This window comes from Shewanella sp. 10N.7, assembly GCF_020806285.1.
Taxonomy (GTDB): domain Bacteria; phylum Pseudomonadota; class Gammaproteobacteria; order Enterobacterales; family Shewanellaceae; genus Shewanella; species Shewanella electrodiphila.
The window spans coordinates 182,378-204,572 of the sequence record NZ_JAJGZS010000001.1 but is presented as its reverse complement, the minus strand read 5'-3'; the positions used below and the strand labels follow the sequence as shown (position 1 = coordinate 204,572).

Below are 22,195 nucleotides of genomic sequence, written 5' to 3'. Positions count from 1 at the left end.
GGATGAAATAATGCTCAGAATGACTACTTTTTATCATCTTTTTTGGCAAGTGGACGTAAATCTAATTCTGATTGCGCCATGATATAAGCAAATTGTGCATAAGCTGCAACATTTTGAGCTAGCGCCTTAGGATCAATCTTATCTAAGGTATCATTTGGTGTATGGTGATAATCGAAGTAATCAGTACCATCTTGCCTTAGTGATGCTACTGGAACGCCCAGAGAAGGCATCATTGACACATCTGGGCCACCAGTTGCTTTATTGTTACCGAGCTTAACGCCATTGACTGTCATCGCGCTGTGTTCTACTTTTACTTGTTCAAATACAGCTGGGTTGACATTAAAGTCGATTTGATAAATCTCGCCTGCGCCAAAATCAGACTCTGCGGCAATATAGTGTTTTGTCAGTTCGTCAGCATGCTGTTTAGCGTAAGCTTTACCACCAACTAGGCCTACTTCTTCAGCCGCGTATAAAACGACTCTGATGGTTCTTGCAGGCTTGTTTGGTAAGTCTTGAATAAGTTTGGCTGCAGCAGTAACGATGGCTACACCAGCGCCATCATCAATTGCGCCAGTGCCTTCATCCCAAGAATCTAAGTGAGCACCAATTAGCACGACTTCATCAGGCTTACTGCTTCCTGTTACCTCTGCAATGACATTGTAAGAAGTCGCGACGCCTAAGTTCTTTGAAGTGAGATTAAGTGACAGTTGAATATTGTCATCTCGTTTTAGCATGGCATTAATCATGTCGGCATCAGGTGCAGACAACGCAGCTGCAGGTATTTTTGCTACGCCGTCTTTATATCGCATCATTCCAGTATGCGCCATGCGGTCATGATCGGTTCCTATTGAGCGAATGACGACAGCAACAGCTCCTTTTTCGGCAGCTGCAACAGCGCCTCGTGAGCGACCTCCTACTGATTTACCGTAACCTTTGCCTGTAATGTGTCTTTCCGTCTTATGATCAATAAAAGCAATTTTACCTTTTACGCTATCTGGATCGGCAGCTTGTAAGTCGGCGAGGGTATCGAAACGCACTATTTGCGCTTGTATCCCTGAGTCAGGTGTCGAGACGCTACCGCCTAATGCACTAATAACCAGTGGTTGCTCAAAAGGAGCGATAATAGAAGCCTTTGCACTGCCACGATACCAAGCGGGTACTTGAACAGATTCTTTATAAACTTTATCAAAACCTAATGATTCTAGTTTGTTCATAGCCCAGTTAACGGCGATGATATCTTTTTCAGAGCCCGCTAATCTAGGGCCAACTTCTACAGTTAATGACTCAACGATGTCATAACTTAATGAAGAAGACAGGGCTTTTGTCGCTAGTTGTTGACTAATTTGGTTATTCTTATTGTTCTCTATTACCGTTTCGTTTGTTACTTGTGTATCACTTTGGTTACTTTGACAGCCTGATAATGCTGTCAAAATCATCGCGGCGCAGAGAGTCTTATTGTAGTTTTTCATGAGTTTCCTTCATTTTTATTAGCTAAGTCTCATTTTTAAAAACAATCTACCAAAAAGTGTGCTTCATGTCGCTGCCCTATTTGTTAGGGAAGGCTATATTAGCCATGGAGATGATTGAGGAGAACCAAGCGCGTGATGAATATTGAATTAATGCAACAGCGTGCAGATCATGCTGTAGTAATGCTGAAAGCACTAGCAAATGAACGTCGTCTGTTTATTTTGTGTCATTTGCTTAATGAAGGTGAAATGTGCGTTGGTGAGATGAACAAAAAGCTAGGTCTAAGCCAGTCTGCGTTATCGCAGCATTTAGCTTGGCTAAGAAAAGATAATCTCGTTTGTACACGTAAAGAAGCCCAAACTGTTTTCTATTCACTGAAAAGTGAAGAAGTACGTGAGTTAATCAAAGTATTGGACAACTTATATTGCCACTAGTGGCTCAGTTTAAAATACTCAGATTAAACATACTCAAAGCGTCTTAATTATACTTACGTGATGTAAGTTATGATTAAGGCGTTTTTTTATGCTTAAAATTTATGATGAATAGAGAAACAGAGAGCTTGAATGTAAGGGATGGTAAATTACAGATATAAAAAAACCGACCTAAGTCGGTTTTTTAAAAACTAAATCACAAAATTAAGCAGCGATTGCTTTGATTCTTGTGTTTAGACGTGCCTTTTGACGAGCAGCTTTATTCTTGTGAATAAGGCCTTTAGTCGCCATACGGTCAACAATTGGTTGTGCTTCTGCGAATGCTTCTGTAGCCGCTTTATGGTCACCGCTCTGGATAGCAGCGATAACACGTTTAACGTATGTACGTAACATTGAACGACGACTAGCATTATGCTGACGACGTTTTTCAGATTGAAGCGCGCGCTTCTTTGCAGACTTGCTATTAGCCAAGGTGCAACTCCTAAAACTGGGATTAATACTTTGAGGGCGAGGAATATGCCTGCTTTTATTCATTTTGTCAATGAATATGGCAGAAATATCCTCAAAAAGACAAATAAAACTACCTTGCTCGGTTATCTTCAACCCAACTCGTGTAAGATGTGGCGCATTCTACCAGTTCTTGTATTGCATAAACAGTATTAGAATTGAAAAATTGAGATATATCCACGTTTAATCATTCGTTAGCAAACTGCTATGGAGGGGTGTTTGAGTAAAAAGCTATTAAAATCAGGTGCAATTGTCAGTGTGATGACATTAGTTTCAAGAGTATTAGGCCTGATAAGAGATGTGGTAATTGCAAACTTAATGGGCGCAGGTAGTAGTGCCGATGTGTTTATCTTTGCTAACAAGATCCCTAACTTTTTACGTCGCCTTTTTGCTGAAGGAGCTTTTGCACAGGCATTTGTGCCGGTTCTGACTGAGTATCAACAAAAGAATACCCCAGAAGAAACACGAGAACTTTTAGCTAAAGTCGCAGGAACACTGGGGGGAATAGTCAGTGTTGTGACGTTATTAGGTGTGATTGCTTCGCCAATACTTGCCGCACTATTTGCTGGTGGTTGGTTTTATGATTGGCTAAATGATGGGCCGAATGCTGAAAAGTTTGAACTTGCAGCATTAATGCTAAAAATTACCTTTCCTTATTTATGGTTTATTACTTTTACGGCATTAGCAGGCTCGATCCTTAATACCAGAGGTAAATTTGCAGTCTCAGCTTTTACTCCAGTATTTTTAAATATCACCATTATTGTTGCAGCTCTTTATTTTGCGCCTACGATGGAGCAACCTGAGTTAGCGCTAGCATGGGGGGTATTTACTGGTGGCTTAGTGCAGTTTTTATTTCAACTGCCTTTTTTATTGCGTGAAAATGCATTAGTTAAACCTTCTTGGGGCTGGAACCATCCTGGGGTGGTAAAAATTAGAACCTTGATGATCCCAGCTTTATTTGGCGTTTCGGTTTCTCAAATAAACTTGTTATTTGATACCTTTATAGCCTCATTTTTAATGACGGGATCCATAAGTTGGTTATATTACTCAGACAGATTACTTGAATTTCCACTAGGGTTGTTTGGTATTGCCATTGCGACGGTCATTCTGCCAGCATTATCAAAAAAGCATGTTGATGCCAAAGGAAGCGATTTTAGTGACACCATGGACTGGGGGGTTAGAGCCATTTTATTGCTTGGCGCCCCTGCGATGCTTGGGTTAATTATTTTAGCTCAACCAATGTTAATGGTGCTATTTATGCGAGGTGCATTTTCTGTCACAGATGTAGAGATGGCATCATATAGTTTGGTTGCATACGGTTGTGGTTTGTTGAGCTTTATGATGATTAAGGTTTTAGCGCCAGGTTACTTCTCTCGTCAAGATACGAAAACACCGGTTAAATACGGCATTATCGCCATGATAAGTAATATGATATTCAATATTATTTTTGCCATTCCTTTTGGCTATGTTGGTCTTGCTATTGCCACCTCAATGTCTGCCTTACTTAATGCAAGTCTTCTATATCGTGGATTACATATCGCTGGGGTGTACAAATTTAGCCGCGCGACATTAGTGTTTTTCTTCAAAGTGGTTATCGCTACGGCGATTATGGCACTACTGCTGCTATACACATTACCTGCCCAATCGATATGGTTAGATATGTCGATGATGGTGAAGGTATTAACCTTAGTTAAATTGATCGCTTCGGGTGCAGGTGTTTATTTATTAAGCTTAGTATTGATGGGACTGAGACCTTGGAAGATGAAACGTCAATCATGAATGCTGATTATCGAATCTATCTAGTATATAATCAGCCGATTTACAGTAGCAGTTAATTGGCGTAATGGAACTAATTCGCGGTATACACAATATTTTACCTTCGCATCATGGATGCGTGCTCACTATTGGTAACTTTGATGGTGTGCATCGTGGCCATGCGCAAGTGCTTAATAACTTAGTTAATAAAGCAAAACACTTTCAATTGCCTGCAGTGGTTATGACGTTTGAACCTCAACCTCAAGAGCTATTTCGTCAACAAGATGCCCCAGCAAGAATTAGTTTATTGCGTGACAAGATTAGTTTGCTTGATGAACTGAATATTGATCGATTGCTTTGTGTTAATTTTAATAGTCATTTTGCCAATCAACCGGCTGAGCAGTTTATTGAAGATTTGCTGGTTAAAAAGCTTGGGGTGAAATACTTAGTTGTTGGTGATGATTTCTGCTTTGGTAAAAACAGATCTGGCACCTTTGAGATGTTGCTTGAAGCGGGTAAAAAGTTCGGCTTTACGGTTGTGAGTACTCAGAGTTTTATTCTAGGCTCTATTAGAGTAAGTTCTACAGCAGTGAGGGAGCAACTTGCTTTAGGTAATCTAGAGCAAGCAAGACGATTATTAGGTCACCCCTTTGTATTAACTGGTCGTGTTGCACATGGACAAAAGTTAGGCAGAACCATAGGTTTTCCTACTGCAAATATTGCCCTAAAGCGAAAGGTTTCACCTGTTCGTGGTGTGTTTGCGGTAAAAATGTATTGGGATGACAGCGATATTTATGAAGGCGTTGCCAATGTAGGTTTTAGACCTACGGTTGATGGGCAAGTCTGTCAGTTAGAAGTCCACTTATTTGATTTCACCGGCGACTTATATAGTAAGCGTGTTGAAGTAGAACTTGTGGCTAAAATCCGTGATGAACATCCGTTCGAGTCACTGGAAGCACTAAAAAAACAAATTTTGAATGATGCAAATGAAGCAAAAGCTTTGTTTGGCAATGATGCAGGCTGAAATAAATCAGCCCAATTAATGGTATAGGATCAATGACCGACTATAAATCTACGTTGAATTTGCCGGAAACAGATTTTCCGATGCGCGGTAATCTGGCTAATCGTGAGCCAGAAATGTTAAACCGTTGGACTCAAAACGAACTTTATCAAAAGATCCGTGATAGTCGTATTGGACGCAAACCATTCATTTTACATGATGGCCCTCCATACGCGAATGGCAATATCCATATCGGTCACTCAGTAAATAAAATTTTAAAAGACATCATCATTAAATCTAAAACGATGGCAGGTTTTGACGCGCCATATGTTCCAGGTTGGGATTGTCATGGTCTACCTATCGAACTGATGGTAGAAAAGAAAGTCGGCAAACCTGGTCAGAAAATTTCTGCAGCAGAGTTCCGTGCTGAATGTCGTAAGTATGCAGCTAAACAAGTTGATGGTCAGCGAGATGACTTTATTCGTTTAGGTGTCTTAGGAGATTGGCATAATCCATATCTAACAATGGATTACAGCACAGAAGCGAACATTGTTCGTTCATTATCTAAAGTCATCGATAGTGGCCATTTACACAAAGGTGTAAAGCCTGTTCATTGGTGTACTGATTGTGGTTCAGCCCTTGCTGAAGCAGAAGTAGAATACGAAGACAAAACATCGCCAGCGATTGATGTTGCATTCAATGCTGTAGATTCTGCTGCAGTTGCTGCAAAATTTGGTGTTGAAGGTTATACCCCAACAATTTCAGCTGTTATTTGGACCACGACGCCTTGGACTATTCCAGCTAACCGCGCGTTATGTCTAAGCCCTGAGCTTGATTACAGCCTTGTTGAGTTTGTAAAAGAAGGCGTAACTAAAACTCTGATTTTAGCTGAAGTGTTAGTTGAGTCTTGTATGACTCGATTTGAAGCTGAAAGTCATACTGTTATCGGTACAGCTAAAGGCGCAGAACTTGAGCTGCTTCGTTTTAACCATCCTTTATCAGCATTTGATGTGCCAGCTATTTTAGGTGATCACGTAACAACTGAAGCAGGTACTGGTGTTGTTCATACAGCTCCTGGCCATGGTCAAGACGATTACATTGTTGGTCAAAAATACGGTTTGGAAGTTGCCAATCCAGTTGGTGACAACGGTGTATATAAAGCTGATACAGAGTTTTTTGCTGGTCAACATGTATTTAAAGCAAACAAAAGCGTAGTTGAACTTTTAGAAGAAAAAGGTCAACTATTACATCATGTGGCTTACCGTCATAGCTACCCGCATTGCTGGCGCCATAAAACACCAATTATTTTCCGTGCTACGCCGCAGTGGTTTATCTCAATGGATAACCATGGCTTACGTAAGCAAGCATTAGGCGAAATTGAGCAAACTCAATGGATCCCAGATTGGGGTCAAAGCCGTATTGAGAAAATGGTTGAGAACCGTCCTGATTGGTGTATTTCACGCCAACGTACTTGGGGCGTACCGATCACATTATTAGTTAATCGTGAAACGGATGAGTTGCATCCAGACAGCGTGGCTATTATGGAACGTGTTGCACATCGCATTGAACAAGAAGGCATCCAAGCTTGGTGGGATCTTGAAATCAGTGAGTTGATTGGCGATGAAGCTGAGCAATACCGCAAAGTGACTGATACGTTAGACGTTTGGTATGACTCTGGTTCAACGTTCTCATCAGTTGTTGCATCACGTCCTGAATTTAACGGACATGACATTGATTTATACCTTGAAGGTAGCGATCAGCATCGTGGTTGGTTCATGTCATCGTTGATGATTTCAACTGCTATGAATGGTAAAGCCCCCTATAAACAAGTATTAACCCATGGTTTTACTGTTGATGGTAAAGGCCGCAAGATGTCGAAATCAGTTGGTAACGTCATTGCACCTTTGCAAGTTATCAACAAGCTGGGTGCTGATATCTTACGTTTATGGGTCGCTGCTACTGATTACAGTGGTGAGATGACGGTTTCTGATGAAATCCTAAATCGTAGTGCTGATTCATACCGACGTATTCGTAACACTGCTCGTTTCTTATTAGCTAACTTAAATGGCTTTAATCCAGAAACAGACATGATTGCGACTGAAGATATGGTATCGCTTGACCGTTGGGTTGTGCGCCGCGCGGCCGCGCTTCAAAGTGAAATTATTGAAGCGTATGAGCAATATAACTTCCATTCAGTAACGCAGAAATTAATGCAATTCTGTTCAGTTGAGTTAGGCAGCTTCTACTTAGATATCATTAAAGACCGTCAATACACAGCGAAACAAGATGGTCATGCTCGTCGTAGCTGTCAATCAGCGCTTTACCATATTGCCGAGGCGATGGTTCGCTGGATTGCACCAATCTTAAGCTTTACTGCCGATGAAATCTGGAAGTTGTTACCAGGCGAGCGCACTGAGTTTGTGTTCACTGAAGAATGGTATCAAGGTCTTGAGTCTGTCACGTTAGAAGGTGACTTAAGTGATGATTACTGGCAGCAGTTGCTTACAATTCGTAATGAAGTGAACAAAGTACTTGAACAAGCACGTCGTGATAAGCGAATTGGTGGTTCATTAGAAGCTGAAATCACTTTATTTGCTGATGCAGATTTAGCATCGCAACTTGCCAAAGTTGCTGATGAGTTACGCTTTGTATTGCTTACATCTAAAACAGCTGTTGAAACGTTAGACGCCGCGCCAGCTGACGCAATAGAAACCGAACTAAACTCACTGAAATTAATAGTTAATAAAAGTGACGCACAGAAGTGTGATCGTTGCTGGCACTACAGTGAAGACGTAGGAACAATCGAAGCTCATCCAACGCTATGTGGTCGTTGTGTAACCAACATTGAAGGCGATGGTGAACATCGTGACTTTGCTTAAGGACTAATAATGCCTCTTACTTGGAAAGAAAGTGGCATTCGTTGGTATTGGGTAGCTGTATTGGTATTTTTTGCCGATCAGCTATCTAAGCAATGGGTGTTAGCAAACTTTGAGCTGCATGAATCTATACAGCTTTTACCGTTCTTTAATTTTACCTATGTTCGAAACTATGGTGCTGCATTTAGCTTTTTAAGCGAAGCGGGTGGTTGGCAGCGTTGGTTCTTTGCCATTATTGCAATTGGTTTTAGTACGCTTCTGACTATTTGGTTACGTAAGCAGTCATCTTCGTTATGGCGTACGAATTTAGCCTATACCCTGATCATTGGTGGTGCTATTGGTAATTTGGTTGATCGTTTAATGCATGGTTATGTTGTCGATTTTATTGATTTCTATTGGAACACTAGCCACTACCCAGCGTTCAATATTGCAGATGCAGGTATTTTTATCGGTGCAGTATTGATAATTTGGGAATCATTTAAGCCAGAAGAGCCAGTAAAAGAAAGTTAGGGAGAATTACTTTGTCAGAACAACAAGCCTCATCTCGTTCAATTTTGTGTCATATGAATATCATTTTAGAAGATGGTTCGACAGCTGACAGCACTAAGTCATCAGGTAAGCCTGCAAGATTTAATGTTGGTGATGGTAGCTTAAGCCCAGCATTTGAAGCAGAGATAAATACTTTGCAACTAGGTGATAAACATAATTTCACCTTGGAGCCAGCAGACGCATTTGGCGAGTCCAACCCTGATGCTATTCATCATATGGATAGAAGCCGTTTCCCTGCGGATATGGAGCTTGAACCAGGTGTAATCGTCAGTTTTGGCGGCCCAGGTGGAAGCGAAATCCCTGGCATGGTCAGAGAGATTGCCGGTGATTCAATTACTGTAGATTTAAATCATCCACTAGCAGGTCAGAAAGTGACTTTCGAACTTGATGTGGTAGAGGTACTTTAAGATGCTTAAAGTTGATCCGACGTCTCCTGAACTTAATATATTGCTTGCTAATCCAAGAGGATTTTGTGCTGGTGTAGACCGTGCAATTAGTATTGTTGAGCGCGCATTAGAGTTATTTGAACCGCCGATTTATGTTCGTCATGAAGTCGTCCATAATCGTTACGTGGTTGAAAACCTCAAAGATCGCGGTGCAATATTTGTCGATGAACTTGATGAAGTACCTGATAACTGTATTGTTATTTTCAGTGCTCATGGTGTTTCTCAAGCTGTTAGGCAAGAAGCCAAAAGTCGTGGACTAAAAGTGTTTGATGCAACTTGTCCTTTAGTGACCAAAGTTCATCTTCAAGTGACTCGTGCAAGTCGCAAAGGGATTGAATGTATTTTGATTGGCCACGAAGGTCATCCGGAAGTTGAAGGCACCATGGGTCAGTATGACAATGCTGAAGGTGGTGTTTATTTAGTTGAATCGCCTGAAAGTGTTGCTCAGTTGAAAGTGAATGACCCTGATAACTTGTGCTTTGTCACGCAAACCACGCTTTCTGTTGATGACACATTAGATATTATCGAAGCATTAAAGGCTAAGTTCCCGTCAATTGAAGGGCCGCGTAAAGATGATATTTGCTATGCAACACAAAATCGTCAAGATGCTGTGAGAACGATGTCATCTGATGCTGATTTATTCATTGTTGTAGGCTCAAAGAACAGTTCTAACTCAAATCGATTACGAGAATTGGCTGAAAAAACGGGCACTAAAGCCTATTTAGTAGATACCGCCGCTGATGTTGATGAAGCATGGTTTACTGGTGTCGTTAAGGTTGCAGTGACTGCGGGCGCTTCTGCCCCCGAAGTGCTTGTTCAGCAAGTTGTGGATGCTATTGCCAAATTTGAACCTTCAGTTATTACAGAAGTTGAAGGCCGTAAAGAAGACACTGTTTTTGCAGTGCCTGCTGAATTAAGGTAATCCTGCAACTTTTTACCTAAATTTCATATCGTTACTAAAGCCGTAAACCCTTTGGGTTTGCGGTTTTTTTATGCCTGCAACTATTGGACTATTTCTTAGGCTATACTGTAAAGATCGCTAAAATTAATCATTAACTAATATTTAGTATACAATAAGTGACCTTTTTGTTTACATCTTGCTCGACTATTAATATGCAGTATAGTATTTTGTATCTAAGTTTAGGATTTTAAACAAATATTTTAAATTGTCATGTCAAAGATATGGCAATCGATGGAGGTTTGACACATATGTCAGCTAAAAGGAATGGATTTTCCTTAATTGAGGTTTTGGTTTCTTTGGTTATTCTAACTGTCGGATTAATTGGCATTTTTAACCTGCATATCGTTTCTAAGCGCGGTAGCTTTGAATCATTTCAGCAAACTCAAGCTTCTTACTATGCAAACGATATTATAAACCGAATGCGACTAAATCCATCGGTATTAACCTCATACGGTTCTGAAACTGGTGTCACATATACAGGTGATTCTTTAACAGCGCCCTCCAAAGCATGCTCCGGGGCTGCAATTTGCACGCCTGCTGAGCTACAACTTTGGGATGTATATGAATGGCAGTCAGCTTTTATTGGTGAAGCCGAAAGTGACGGTGGTAACAATGTTGGTGGTTTACCAGCTCCAAACGGGTGTATTTATGTTGAGCCAAGTAAAGTCGTGGTAGTAATGAGTTGGACAGGAATACGTAAATCTTCAGGAACTGAAACAGGTTATTCTGATTATGTTATCAACTGCGGCGATAAAAATAATAAAAAACGAATTTTTGAAATAGAAACAGCAATTTTTTAGGTTTTTAAATGATTATTCAATATAAACAACAAGGTATGTCACTGGTAGAACTAATGATCGCTATGCTCATTAGTTTATTTATTTCTGCTGGTTTGTTTTCAATGTTCAGTATGTCTTCTAGTAATGTCACTACAACCAGCCAATTTACTCAATTACAAGAAAATGGACGCATCGCACTTGCTATCATGGAGCGGGACATCAGTCAATTAGGTTTTTTCGGTGATATTACAGGAACAGATTTATTACTGGGCACCAATACATCCGTTTCTGCAACAGCGGCAACCAGTGATTGTGTTGGTGATGGGTTCAATAATGCAACATTTCCAATTAATGTACCTGCACATTTTAGACGTTTATGGGGATATGAACAGGGCAGCAGTTTGAATACATTAAACTGCGATTCTGCAATTTCTCCGAATAGTGGCACTGACGTTATTCAAATTAAAAGGCTTGTAGGGCCAGAAGCTACAGTTCAAGATTCAAATCGCTATTATGCCTCTGTAACTTCTAATGAACTCGAGTTTTTTAATGGCAGCAGTGCGGCTCCAACTACGTTGAATAGTCGAGTATGGGAGTACCAGCACCATGTTTATTTTATTAAAGACGATAGTGGTATTCCTATTCTGAGTAGAAAAACATTAAATATTTCACAAGGAATGAATAATGAAGATCAACTCGTTGAAGGGATAGAAAATATTAGATTCCTTTATGGTTTCGATGACGATGGCGATTCAACTCCGGATTCTTTTATGCCTGCGAATCAAGTTTCTACCATGATGTGGGACAATCAAGGGTTTCAACGTTTAGTCGCCATCAAAATCTATGTTCTTGTACGCTCTATTCAAGAAGATGATAGTTATGAAAATGAAATCGTTTATCAACTTGGTGATAAAACGATTGCTGCGACAAACGATAAATATAGAAGAAAAGTGATGTCAACGACAGTAGTACTTGATAATCCAGTACTGATTAGAAATTAAAAATTAGGTATTTCAATGATTAATCCAATTAAGAAACAACAAGGAATGGTGTTATTTTTTTCCTTGGTTGTTCTCATTGTCATGACGATTATTGGTGTCGCGCTTGCTGTTAATTCAAGCCAATCTTTAAGAATGGCCGGTGCTGGTGGGGATAGAATATCCGCACTTTCAAAAGCTCAAGGCGGACTTAATTTAGTTGTGAATGATAATGTTACCCATAGTTTTAGTACAAGAACAGCAGATGGAGTTGCCGCAGAAATGGATGGAACACAAAATATTAAATTGATGCCTGCAGATAACCCAGGGATTGATGTGAATTGCCAGCGAACGGAAAAAGCCAACGCTGCAAATTTGATTAGCTGCAGACGTTTAGAAGTTTCGAGTTCTGCTACATTTGGTAGAGCCGGTGTCGGTCAACTTACCGTTACAACTGGCATTGAGCAAGAAGTGCTCACCGGGAGTTAAACATGATTACTAAAATAACGACAATTGCATTAGGTTTTATTGGATTAGGTTTAATTGCTAATAGTTTCGCCGATGACACAGAATTATATGTACTAGAGTCTTCAGTTAGAAGTGGCGATAATCCACAAGTCCTTATTATTCTTGATACTTCAGGGAGTATGGGAGGGGGAGATGGATTAGGTGATATGGAAACATATCCTTTTCTTGCCTCTGAAGCGCCTACAAACACAACTAAATTGTATTACTCCTTAAGTGCTGATGATGTTCCTGAAGCAGGTAGTCAACAATATTTTTTATACCAAGATAATAGGTGCCAATCGTCTGCACAATTTATTGAAGATTTTGGGGTTTATTCTGGATACTTTAGAGAGTACCAATCGAGCACCTGGCAAGAATTACCAGTAAATGACGGTAGTAATATAAACGTTGTTGATTGCTTTGAAGATATATCAATTGCTGATAGCGGTAATAATGGAGCTGCTATCGGTTTTCCTGTTGATGGTCTGGCAAATTCTTATAGCAATGATGCCAATGCACTAGAAAATGCCAAATTAACCAATTTTGGATTAGGTCAGCCCATAACGGTATTTACAGACCGTTATGTCAATTGGTTCCATAACAAACCTGCGAAACAGACAACTAAACGAATGGACGTTGCAAAACGAGTATTGAATGAAGTTATCGTCAATACTCCAGGAGTAGATCTGGGCTTAATGATTTTCAATAAAAATACCAACAATGAAGATCGTCACGGCGGAAGGGTTATATCAAAAATTGAACCTGGAAATATCACAAATAAGAAGAGCTTAGTTACTAAAGTAAATAATACAATTTCAATAGATGGTAATTCCACACCGCTTTGTGAAACTTTATATGAAGCCGCATTATATTTGCACGGCAAAGATGTCGATAATGGGCATAAAACGTCAGGTTCTACTGCGAATCCAACTTATGACACTGGAGCTGAATCTCCCCCAGGAACATATTTAAGTCCTTTTATTGATAAGGAATGCGGCTCCAATGCATCAATTATTTATATCACAGATGGAGCCCCTCAGCGTGATAAAAATGAAAATGATAAAATAAAAACATTATTGGGATACTCTACAGCAACTGAAGATAAAGATGTAACAGGAAGTGTTAAAGTAACAGCTTATAGTTGGGATGAGCATTATAGTTTGATGCCTCCTTTAGCAGGCTGGTTGGCTAATAATGACGTTAACCCTTATTCAGAGGGTACTCAAATTGTTACTACGCATACTATTGGTTTTAGTGAGGGTGTTGGCAATGCAACTGTATTACTTGAAGCCGTTGCTGATTACGGTAAAGGAGATTACTACTACGCTGAAAACTCTGCTCAATTACAAGCTTCTTTAATTAAAGCTATAGAAGCAATTAAAGCTGATAGTTCAAGCTTTACCTCTCCATCAGTTGTACTTGATAAAACTCAAACTGGTGACGCTGCTTATTTTGCTATGTTTTTGCCTGGAGAAGGTCCTAGGTGGTCTGGAAATCTAAAAAAGTTTAAGGTAAGCGGGACTGGTGATGTTTTAGACAATAATGACAATTTTGCTTTTGATGATAATGGCAGCATTAAGGTGGATGCTTGTTCATTATGGAGTGCGAGTGATTGCGCTAATTCAGATTATGAGGGTTATGATGTCAATGATGGTGGTGTACTTTCGATATTAAGAGATGAATATAATACAGATGCAAAACTAGCTAATCGAAAGGTTTTAGTTAACACAGGAACAACTGGCGAACTCGTTGATTTAACTGTAACAAATGCCAAAAAATTAGGTAGTTTGTCAAATGAGGAGTTAGCTTTACATTTAAAGGTAGATATTGACACAATTGAAAGTACAATTGATTGGGCAAGAGGGGCCAATGTCGATAGTGAGCTATATGATATGAATACAGCCCCATTTCTAAGACAAGATATTATCGGTGACCCATTGCATTCAAGGCCATTAGTTATTGATTATGGTTCTTTAGGCACCCGAATATTAATGGGGACTAATCATGGTTTTCTCCATATGTTCAAAGATGAAATTGGGGAAAGCTCAACTAGCGTGTCTGAGTCTTGGGCTTTTATTCCGCATGAGCTTTTACCCAACATAAAAGGGTTAAGAGATAACCCTAAAACAGGAGTTCACTCAATATATGGGTTAGATGGAAGTCCTGTGGTACATATTGAAAGAAGTGACTCAGGTAACGTGACAAAAGCTTGGGTGTTTATCGGTATGAGAAGAGGCGGCAGTTCATACTATGCTCTTGATATTACGTCACCAGATTCTCCGACATTAATGTGGATTAAAAATGACAATGATTATCCTGATTGGGGGCAATCATGGTCAGACCCAGTAATTACGAAGGTTCCAGATTGGCCAAGTGGTGCAACGAGTTCTGCAGATGCTGATCCCGTGCTTATCGTTGGGGCAGGATATAATCCGAATACAAAGGATGGTTCTTCAGTTGGTGGTAATGATGTCATTGGAACAGGTGTTTATATACTGGATGCTAAAACTGGTGTTAAAGTTCATAGTTTCGGGCGTTCAGGATCTGATACCAGTATGCCAAGCATTTCAGATAGTATTCCTAATAAAGTGGCAATATTAGACAGTAATAATGACCAACTCACAGATAGGATTTATGCTACTGATACTGGAGCTAATGTTTGGAGGATGGATTTACCTGGTCTATCGACAGACTCCTCAAACCCATGGAGTGCTTTTAAATTTGCAAATCTAGGTGGCGGAACAACAACAACTGATATTCGTTTTTTCTCTGAACCTGTCGTTGCACAAACTACATTTAGTAATGTTGCTGAGCACACCCATACAGAAGGTGGTACAACTACAACGACAATGACATATCAGAGCATACCTTACGATGCTGTCGTAATTGGAAGCGGTCATAGGCCGCATCCACTAGATAAACAAAGAGCGGATAAGTTTTTTACACTTCAAGATAGAAACATCGTTACTAAATCTTATAGTTCAGCTGCTGGAAACACAGCACCAGATACTCTTGATAATACTGATTTGTATAATGTCACATCAGAGTCGCCAGCATCGGATTCAGAGTTAGTCACTTTTGGAGCGAAACGCGGTTGGTATTATAACTTTAGTGATGCAGGTGAGAAGTCATTATCGGCCGCTACGATTGTATCTGGTAGAGTATTTTTTACATCATACGTACCAGAAACTGGAGCGTCAGAAAACGCTTGTTTAGTGCCAGGCCAAGGTAGATTGTATGGGTTTGATCTACATAAAGGTGCAAGGACATATAACCACACTGAAGATTATTTTGTCATGGGTGAACAGGTTCCTGATACCCCAACACTTGTTGTTCCAAAAAATGGCGATTCAGATAGTTATATGTACTTAATCGGCATTGGTGATGCTGCAAATGAAATGATTAAAAATGATGTACTAGGTGACGATGGTTGCGCTGAAGGAGATGATAAGTGTATCGGTGGTGGCTTAGGTGTTAACAGGATTTACTATCATCAAAATGAAAACTAAAATGAAAACTAAAATGAGATATAAATGAATAGATTCAATAGAAATAATGGATTTACGTTAATTGAATTGATGATAACCATTACTGTCGTTGGGATACTCGCTGCTATTGCTTATCCTAGTTATACACAGTTTGCTGCTAAAGGCGCTCGCGCTGATGCACTTACCGGTTTAATGAATTTAGCCAATAGACAAGAGCAATTTTATTTAGATCACAAGACATTTACTAGAAATATGAAACAACTAGGAATGGATGCAGATCCTTATATTGTCGATAATGGTTTTTATGAAATTGATGCCTCTGTTGGGAATGCTACTAGATATACTTTGCAAGCAACTGCGATAGGCACTCAAGCAACACGTGATACAGCTTGTCCTGTTATCCAAATAACTTCAGATGGCGTTAAGACTCCTACGGAGTGCTGGGGGAATTAAGTATATTCTTCATTAAATAAAAAAAGAGTTTATGGTTAACCATAAACTCTTTTTTATTATGTGTTTTTTGCGTTACTTACGGCCTTTGATAACAATAACTAACGTACTGTTGATTAACTCAAAAGGGTTCAAATACAGTTTACATTGTCTGAAATAATCTGAACTCTGCCAGAGGCGCTTAAAGAGACTTGTTTTGAATAGTCACTGTCTGTTGCACCTGGACAATAGGTAATTGTTTGAGCGTTAGAACCGCTTACCAAGCCATCCGAATTAAAAGTTATCATTGCTGATGATGATGTCTTTATAAAATCGTCGCTATTAAAACCATCGATATAACGTAAAACATCTGTGTTATTATCTTTAACGCCGTTTTGATCGTCATCAATAAAGATGGCAATACCATCAATCCAATCAGTTGAGCAAGCACTGCCATCTCCAGGGCAAACTGTTACTCTTCTACCAAAGCTTACCGCTTGATTTCGTGCGAACACTAAGGCTGACTCGATAGAGCTTGTGGCTGAGCTGCTTCTACTACTTTCATAAAGACTTGATAATGAAGGTACAGCAACACCTATCAAAACTCCTGCAACTACAAGAGTGACCATTAGTTCAACTAAAGTGAATCCGTTTTCAAATCCGTTTTTCATTTGATTCATGCATATTTTCCTCTGCAATACTTAATTCAGTATAAGGCAATATGACTTTGAAATCAGTGTTTTTGTAAGCCTAAAGTTCACTTGGAACACATATGAATTTTCTAGTTTTGTTTACACTCAATCTTATTTTTTCGTGAAAACCTTATCCGACCGGATTGATTTACAATGACAGCTTTTGAATATGGACTATCAAAACTTTCTGGGCAATACCTGAATGTACCATTCGTACCTGAGGCTAGACCGTCAGGTTGAAACCTAATGGCTTTTCTATTGTAGTAAACAATATCTTCTTCATTAAAGGCCGTTTTTTGATAAATGATTTTATCATTACCGCTTATTACATTTGATTCTCCACCATCGGTGAAAATGGTGAAACCTTGTTGCCAATCATTAATGCATTGATTTTCTTCAACAGGGCATATTGTGACACGAGTACTAAAGCTAATAGCATGATTACGCCCCAGTTGGATCAACTGTTGAATTGAGCGAATATTACTGTCACTTCTTGCATGATTCAAAACGGTACTTAGATAAGGGACCGTTATGGCTGATAAGATACTCGTAATCGATAATGTAACTATCACTTCAATGAGGTTAAAGCCCTTGATTGGTTTTTTCATAAAATCATCCTTGATTTTTTAAACTGGCAATCCAGCCAATTTATAGAAAGCAAAGTATAGAAGGTATTTTGACCAATGCTAGTAATCCCTATTTAGTGAAAGCGTTATTAAAGTATGAGCAATCAAGACTCGCTTGAAGTAAGATAGTTCAAGTATTCAAACTATTAATAAATAGATTGAAATTTGAGAATGAAGTTTTATATCTATATTTTTCCAAGTGATTAGGAGTGAGTTGATGAAAAAAGTAGAAGCCATTATTAAGCCCTTTAAATTGGATGATGTGCGTGAGTCACTTGCGGAAATAGGCATTACTGGTATGACAGTATCGGAAGTCAAAGGTTTTGGCCGCCAGAAGGGACATACAGAGCTTTATCGCGGTGCGGAATATATGGTCGACTTTCTTCCTAAAGTTAAAATTGAATTAGTGATCCAAGATGAGCAATTAGATCAGGCGATTGAAGTGATTGTCGATACCGCACGAACAGGTAAGATTGGTGATGGTAAGATTTTTGTCACTGATGTTGAGCGTGTTATTCGAATTCGTACAGGTGAAGAAAACGAAGAAGCGGTTTAACTTGCTTTTAGAATCTATTAACGATAAAAAAGCCTCTAACAGATAATCTGTAGAGGCTTTTTTGAATCTGGATATTACAAGGTTATTTAACCAAGATTAACGCATCGATGATGAATCTCGAATCACAGGTTCTGGTGTAAATACCATCGACTTCTTATCCACTGTTTCTTTACTATTTGCTATCAGAAGTTCGGTGGCAACTTTTGCAATTTTCACGTTAGGTTGATGTACTGTCGTCAATTTAGGCCAGGTTTGACGTGAAAATGGACTGTCCTCAAAACCTACAATTGACAGATCCTTTGGTATATCTAGCCCAGCTAATCTTGCTGCAAATAATGCTCCTGCCGCGATTTCATCGTTACAAGCAACAAGCGCAGTTGGCCGTTTAGGTAAATTAATAAGCTTGTTTGCACCTTCGACCCCTGATTCAAATGAATATTGCCCATCTAAAACCCAGTCGTTAACTACTGATAACTGATTTAGTCTTAATGCATCTTTAAAACCAGTTAAACGTTCTTTAGTTGATTCATGGTGCTGATCACCACTTAAAAAGCCAATATCAGAATGCCCCATGTCGATAAGGTGTTGAGTAATTTCTAATGCACCATGTTTATCATTGACGAGTACAGTAAGCCCGTTTTCTGCATCAGTGCTTTCGCCTGCAATAATTCTTACATAATTAGCATCTATTTCATCAAGTGCTGCAAGTATCTTCGGGTCTTCAGACATCGGCGGAGTTAGCACTAGTCCAGATAAACGTGAATGTTTAACCATTTTAGTGAGCTCATCACAAATATCTGGAGACTTGGCATCACAAGGGTGGATCAACAACTCGTAGCCTTTATCCTGGCAGGCTGACAGTATGCCATTTTGCATATCAATAACGTAATAAGCATTGGGGTTATCATAAATGAAACCAATAACATATGACTTGGTACTGGCTAAGTTTCTGGCTGCTAAATTGGGTTGATAATTAAGTTCGCTAATTGCTGCGTTAACTTTATCTACAGTAGTTTGTCTCACTGAGGATTCTTTATTGGTCACCCGTGAAACTGTTTTAATTGACACACCAGCATGTTTGGCGACGTCATTGATGGTTACTTTCATTATTATTTTGCTCTTTGATTCAGGCTATTAACTTAGCAGATATTTATCTGTGTTTGATGACATTTATCCCCCAATAATTGTTATCAAAGCATCTAGCAGATGAAATAAAGTAAGTTCAATTACCTCTAATAGTGCTTATTTTTATTGAAATTGGCAATCTTCAATTGTCTTGCTGGTTGGATGAGTCCTTGAATTAAAATAAATGTAGCAAAAATGATACAAGATATTGCCTCTTCTAAGTTATTGTTTTTATTGAGTTTTGCTGTTGTTACTGTTTGGTTTTCGATTGTTTTCTGACTAAAAAAAACACGCCGAAGTTATTTTCTTGTGGCAAGCCTGTTAATTATTGTGTAATGTTTGCTCTAGACATGACAGCGTTGTCATTCCGAATGGAATGGTTATGTATCCAAAAACGATAATAAAGTTATGGAAGGGAAATGAAGATGCGACCTATTAATTTTAAGAAAAATGTTTTAGCAACTAACATTGCTATTTTACTTGGCAGTATGGTTTCAGTAGGAGCATTAGCTGCTGATGCTGAAACCGCAGAAGAAAACATTGAGAAAATTGAAGTAAAAGGCATGCGTGCCTCGATGAAGGCTTCAGTTAACGAAAAACGTTTTTCAAACTCTGTAGTTGATGCTGTAACAGCTGAAGATATCGGTAAATTTCCTGATGGTGACGTGGGTGAGTCATTAGGACGTATACCAGGTGTAGCTGTAAGTCGTCAGTTTGGTCAGGGACAAGGTGTTTCGATACGTGGTGCTTCAAGCAGCCTAACTCGTACATTATTAAACGGCCATTCAGTTGCTTCAACTGGTTGGTTTGACCAACAGTCAATCGACAGAAGCTTTAACTACAGTTTACTACCATCAGAAATGGTTGGTGGAATTGAAGTTTACAAATCGTCTCAGGCTGATTTACCTGAAGGCGGTATCGGTGGCACAGTCATCGTTAAAACACGTAAACCATTAGATTTAGATGCTAACTCAGTATTCTTTAGCGCAAAAGGTGATTACGGGACTATTTCTGAAGAAACTGATCCTGAATTATCAGGCTTATATAGCTGGAAAAATGAGAATGAAAACTTCGGTTTTCTAATCTCAGCAGCGGGTTCAGAAACAACATATCAGCGTAACGGAATAGAATCATTAGTCGGTTGGGGTGATATTGTTCCTACTACATTTGAGCAAGACCGTGAACGAACTGCGATTAACGGTGCGCTTCAATATAGTCCGACAGATAACTTAAACTTTGGTCTAGATTTCATGAGTCTGGATATGCAAGCAAATAACGCTAATACCTCGTTATTTGTTATGTTCCCAGATGATAAAGAACAAGCTTGTGAACAGAAAAACTCTTTAGGTACTTGTACTTTCTATCGCCGTGATGGCAATGGTGCAAACCCTGGTTGGGCACAAACTTGGGCGCGTCAAGCAAGCATGAATTCAAATACTTACGACTTCAATTTCGATTACGAAAATGAAAGTTTTAAAGTTGAAGGCCGTGTGGGTAATACCAAGTCTGAAGGTGGTACAGAATTAACTTCTAACTATGGTTTTTGGCTAGGTACCGCTGCAGATTACGCTGGTACTTACGATGCAACTGGTGAAGTAATTAAAATTGATGTCGCTAATAAAAACTTCACTGCAGATGATTTTGGTGGTCAATTGTCACCAGCAGGTTGGGCGCTTAAGAAACAACCTAACTCAGATGAAGAAACTTATGCTCAAGTAGACTTTACCATTCCTACTGATTTAGGCGCTATCACTGCAATTAAAACCGGTGTTCGTTACGCAGATCATGATGTCACTCAGGAAACACTACCAGCAATCGTTAATCCTGATATAGCGGCAAAAGATGCTTCAGCTTATTACAGTGGTCAAATTTCATCGGGTGCAGGCTATACTTTACCTAAGCCAGATATGGATGCCATGTTACGTGATGCCAAAGCAGCTATTGGCGGCTTTTCTAAAGAAGGACCAGTTTATAAATCAGGTTACGGCACGATTAATGAAGAAAACCTTTCTTTATATTTAATGGCTAATTTTGAGTCTGACGGTATCCGCGGTAACTTCGGTTTACGTTATATCTCAACGGACGCAACATCAGATTACTTTGCTCTTCAAGATGATGGCTCATATGCTGATAATTTAAGTACTGCTGATGCAAGCTACAGTGACGTATTACCAAGTGTAAACATTGCTTTTGATGTGGCTCCTGATGTCATTATCCGCTCTTCAGCATCGCAAGTTATCTCACGACCTAATTACGCAGATATGTTTTCTTCGTCAGCACTTGTAGGTTATGCAGATGGTACTGCAGGCAATGAAGTTGTTAATACCGGTAACATTGCACTTGAGCCATTTAAAGCCACGCAAGCCGATTTAGGTGTTGAATGGTACTTTAGCCCAGATGGTTTAATGGGTGTATCTTACTTTATTAAAGATGTTAGCTCGTTTGTTACTTCTTCACAGACATTAGATGAAAGCATTGGCATTACGGATCCTGATTCAGGTGAAGATAGCTGGACTGTATCGAGTAAGAAAAACGGAACAGGTGGTCAAATCCAAGGTATCGAGTTACAAATCCAAGATGGTTTTGATAACGGCTTTGGTTACTCAGCTAACTATACTTTCGCAGATTCAGATGCAGCAGCTGAAAACTACCCTGATGAAGTTAGCGTATTCTCTGACTCTTCAAAGCATACAGTTAACTTAGTCGGTTACTACGAGATGGAAGACTTTTCAGCTCGTGTTGCTTATAACTGGCGTAGCGAATACATGATGCGTGAATTACCAGGTTTCTACGGTAACCGCGAACATCAAGATTTTGGAACACTTGATTTAAGTGCAAACTACAACATCACTGAATACTTAGGTATATCATTTGAAGTGGTTAACTTACTTGAAGAAGACAGTGTTCAATTAGGCGTTGCACCTGATGATGCTGAAGTTAAACCTGAGCTTAAAGGCGGATACCCAGCTTGGAGTTTCGAAGGCGAAGCTCGTTACAAAGTGGGCTTAAACCTACGTTTCTAAA

Annotated in this window: 19 protein-coding genes; 14 read left to right on the top strand and 5 right to left on the bottom strand. The window is 39.4% G+C overall.

Features of this window, described 5'->3' with window-relative positions; genetic code table 11:
- Positions 1-23: 23 nt before the first annotated feature.
- On the bottom strand, positions 24-1,469 hold the full coding sequence (locus LMH66_RS00845; RefSeq protein WP_229367736.1) for a M28 family metallopeptidase: 1,446 nt from the start codon (positions 1,467-1,469) through the stop codon (positions 24-26).
- Positions 1,470-1,604: 135 nt separating this feature from the next.
- Here LMH66_RS00845 and LMH66_RS00840 point away from each other — a divergent pair, with 135 nt between their 5' ends.
- Positions 1,605-1,901: an ArsR/SmtB family transcription factor gene (locus tag LMH66_RS00840; RefSeq protein ID WP_102529665.1), complete on the top strand. Its 297-nt coding sequence runs from the start codon at positions 1,605-1,607 to the stop codon at positions 1,899-1,901.
- 201 nt (positions 1,902-2,102) lie between these two features.
- Here LMH66_RS00840 and rpsT read toward each other — a convergent pair whose 3' ends face one another.
- Positions 2,103-2,369, bottom strand: coding sequence for a 30S ribosomal protein S20 (rpsT, locus tag LMH66_RS00835; RefSeq protein WP_102529664.1), 267 nt, complete (start codon positions 2,367-2,369; stop codon positions 2,103-2,105).
- Positions 2,370-2,624: 255 nt separating this feature from the next.
- Here rpsT and murJ point away from each other — a divergent pair, with 255 nt between their 5' ends.
- The 11 genes from murJ to LMH66_RS00780 all read left to right on the top strand — a co-directional run bounded on the left by murJ (position 2,625) and on the right by LMH66_RS00780 (position 16,196).
- Positions 2,625-4,184, top strand: a complete 1,560-nt coding sequence (gene murJ / locus LMH66_RS00830) for a murein biosynthesis integral membrane protein MurJ (protein WP_229367734.1) — start codon at positions 2,625-2,627, stop codon at positions 4,182-4,184.
- A gap of 64 nt (positions 4,185-4,248) precedes the next feature.
- On the top strand, positions 4,249-5,184 hold the full coding sequence (ribF, locus tag LMH66_RS00825) for a bifunctional riboflavin kinase/FAD synthetase (RefSeq protein ID WP_229367732.1): 936 nt from the start codon (positions 4,249-4,251) through the stop codon (positions 5,182-5,184).
- 32 nt (positions 5,185-5,216) lie between these two features.
- Positions 5,217-8,039: an isoleucine--tRNA ligase gene (gene ileS, locus LMH66_RS00820; protein ID WP_229367731.1), complete on the top strand. Its 2,823-nt coding sequence runs from the start codon at positions 5,217-5,219 to the stop codon at positions 8,037-8,039.
- Between the two features lie 9 nt (positions 8,040-8,048).
- Complete coding sequence (gene lspA / locus LMH66_RS00815) at positions 8,049-8,546, top strand: signal peptidase II (protein ID WP_102529660.1); 498 nt, start codon at positions 8,049-8,051, stop codon at positions 8,544-8,546.
- Positions 8,547-8,557: 11 nt separating this feature from the next.
- Entirely contained in the window at positions 8,558-8,992 is a 435-nt protein-coding gene (fkpB, locus tag LMH66_RS00810) for an FKBP-type peptidyl-prolyl cis-trans isomerase (protein WP_267869047.1), read from the top strand.
- Between the two features lies 1 nt (position 8,993).
- Positions 8,994-9,953, top strand: a complete 960-nt coding sequence (gene ispH, locus LMH66_RS00805) for a 4-hydroxy-3-methylbut-2-enyl diphosphate reductase (protein WP_102529659.1) — start codon at positions 8,994-8,996, stop codon at positions 9,951-9,953.
- Between the two features lie 260 nt (positions 9,954-10,213).
- Entirely contained in the window at positions 10,214-10,792 is a 579-nt protein-coding gene (pilV, locus tag LMH66_RS00800) for a type IV pilus modification protein PilV (protein ID WP_229367730.1), read from the top strand.
- Positions 10,793-10,800: 8 nt separating this feature from the next.
- On the top strand, positions 10,801-11,772 hold the full coding sequence (locus LMH66_RS00795; RefSeq protein ID WP_229367729.1) for a PilW family protein: 972 nt from the start codon (positions 10,801-10,803) through the stop codon (positions 11,770-11,772).
- 27 nt (positions 11,773-11,799) lie between these two features.
- Positions 11,800-12,237 carry a pilus assembly PilX family protein gene (locus LMH66_RS00790; protein WP_229368146.1) on the top strand — a complete coding sequence of 146 codons (438 nt, stop codon included), beginning with the start codon at positions 11,800-11,802 and terminating at the stop codon, positions 12,235-12,237.
- A gap of 2 nt (positions 12,238-12,239) precedes the next feature.
- On the top strand, positions 12,240-15,764 hold the full coding sequence (locus tag LMH66_RS00785) for a pilus assembly protein (protein ID WP_229367728.1): 3,525 nt from the start codon (positions 12,240-12,242) through the stop codon (positions 15,762-15,764).
- A 24-nt stretch (positions 15,765-15,788) separates the two neighbouring features.
- Positions 15,789-16,196 (top strand): type IV pilin protein, encoded by a 408-nt coding sequence (locus tag LMH66_RS00780; RefSeq protein ID WP_229367727.1) that lies wholly within the window; start codon positions 15,789-15,791, stop codon positions 16,194-16,196.
- A gap of 128 nt (positions 16,197-16,324) precedes the next feature.
- On the opposite strand, the gene LMH66_RS00775 is transcribed toward LMH66_RS00780, so the two are convergent.
- Entirely contained in the window at positions 16,325-16,852 is a 528-nt protein-coding gene (locus LMH66_RS00775) for a GspH/FimT family pseudopilin (RefSeq protein ID WP_229367725.1), read from the bottom strand.
- Between the two features lie 101 nt (positions 16,853-16,953).
- Entirely contained in the window at positions 16,954-17,472 is a 519-nt protein-coding gene (locus LMH66_RS00770) for a GspH/FimT family pseudopilin (RefSeq protein WP_229367723.1), read from the bottom strand.
- 235 nt (positions 17,473-17,707) lie between these two features.
- Between LMH66_RS00770 and LMH66_RS00765 the strand changes: the two genes are divergently transcribed.
- Positions 17,708-18,046, top strand: coding sequence for a P-II family nitrogen regulator (locus tag LMH66_RS00765; protein ID WP_144210077.1), 339 nt, complete (start codon positions 17,708-17,710; stop codon positions 18,044-18,046).
- Between the two features lie 96 nt (positions 18,047-18,142).
- Here LMH66_RS00765 and LMH66_RS00760 read toward each other — a convergent pair whose 3' ends face one another.
- Positions 18,143-19,153 (bottom strand): LacI family DNA-binding transcriptional regulator, encoded by a 1,011-nt coding sequence (locus LMH66_RS00760; RefSeq protein ID WP_229367720.1) that lies wholly within the window; start codon positions 19,151-19,153, stop codon positions 18,143-18,145.
- Between the two features lie 443 nt (positions 19,154-19,596).
- Between LMH66_RS00760 and LMH66_RS00755 the strand changes: the two genes are divergently transcribed.
- Positions 19,597-22,194 carry a TonB-dependent receptor gene (locus tag LMH66_RS00755; protein ID WP_229367718.1) on the top strand — a complete coding sequence of 866 codons (2,598 nt, stop codon included), beginning with the start codon at positions 19,597-19,599 and terminating at the stop codon, positions 22,192-22,194.
- The last annotated feature ends 1 nt before the right edge of the window (position 22,195 follow it).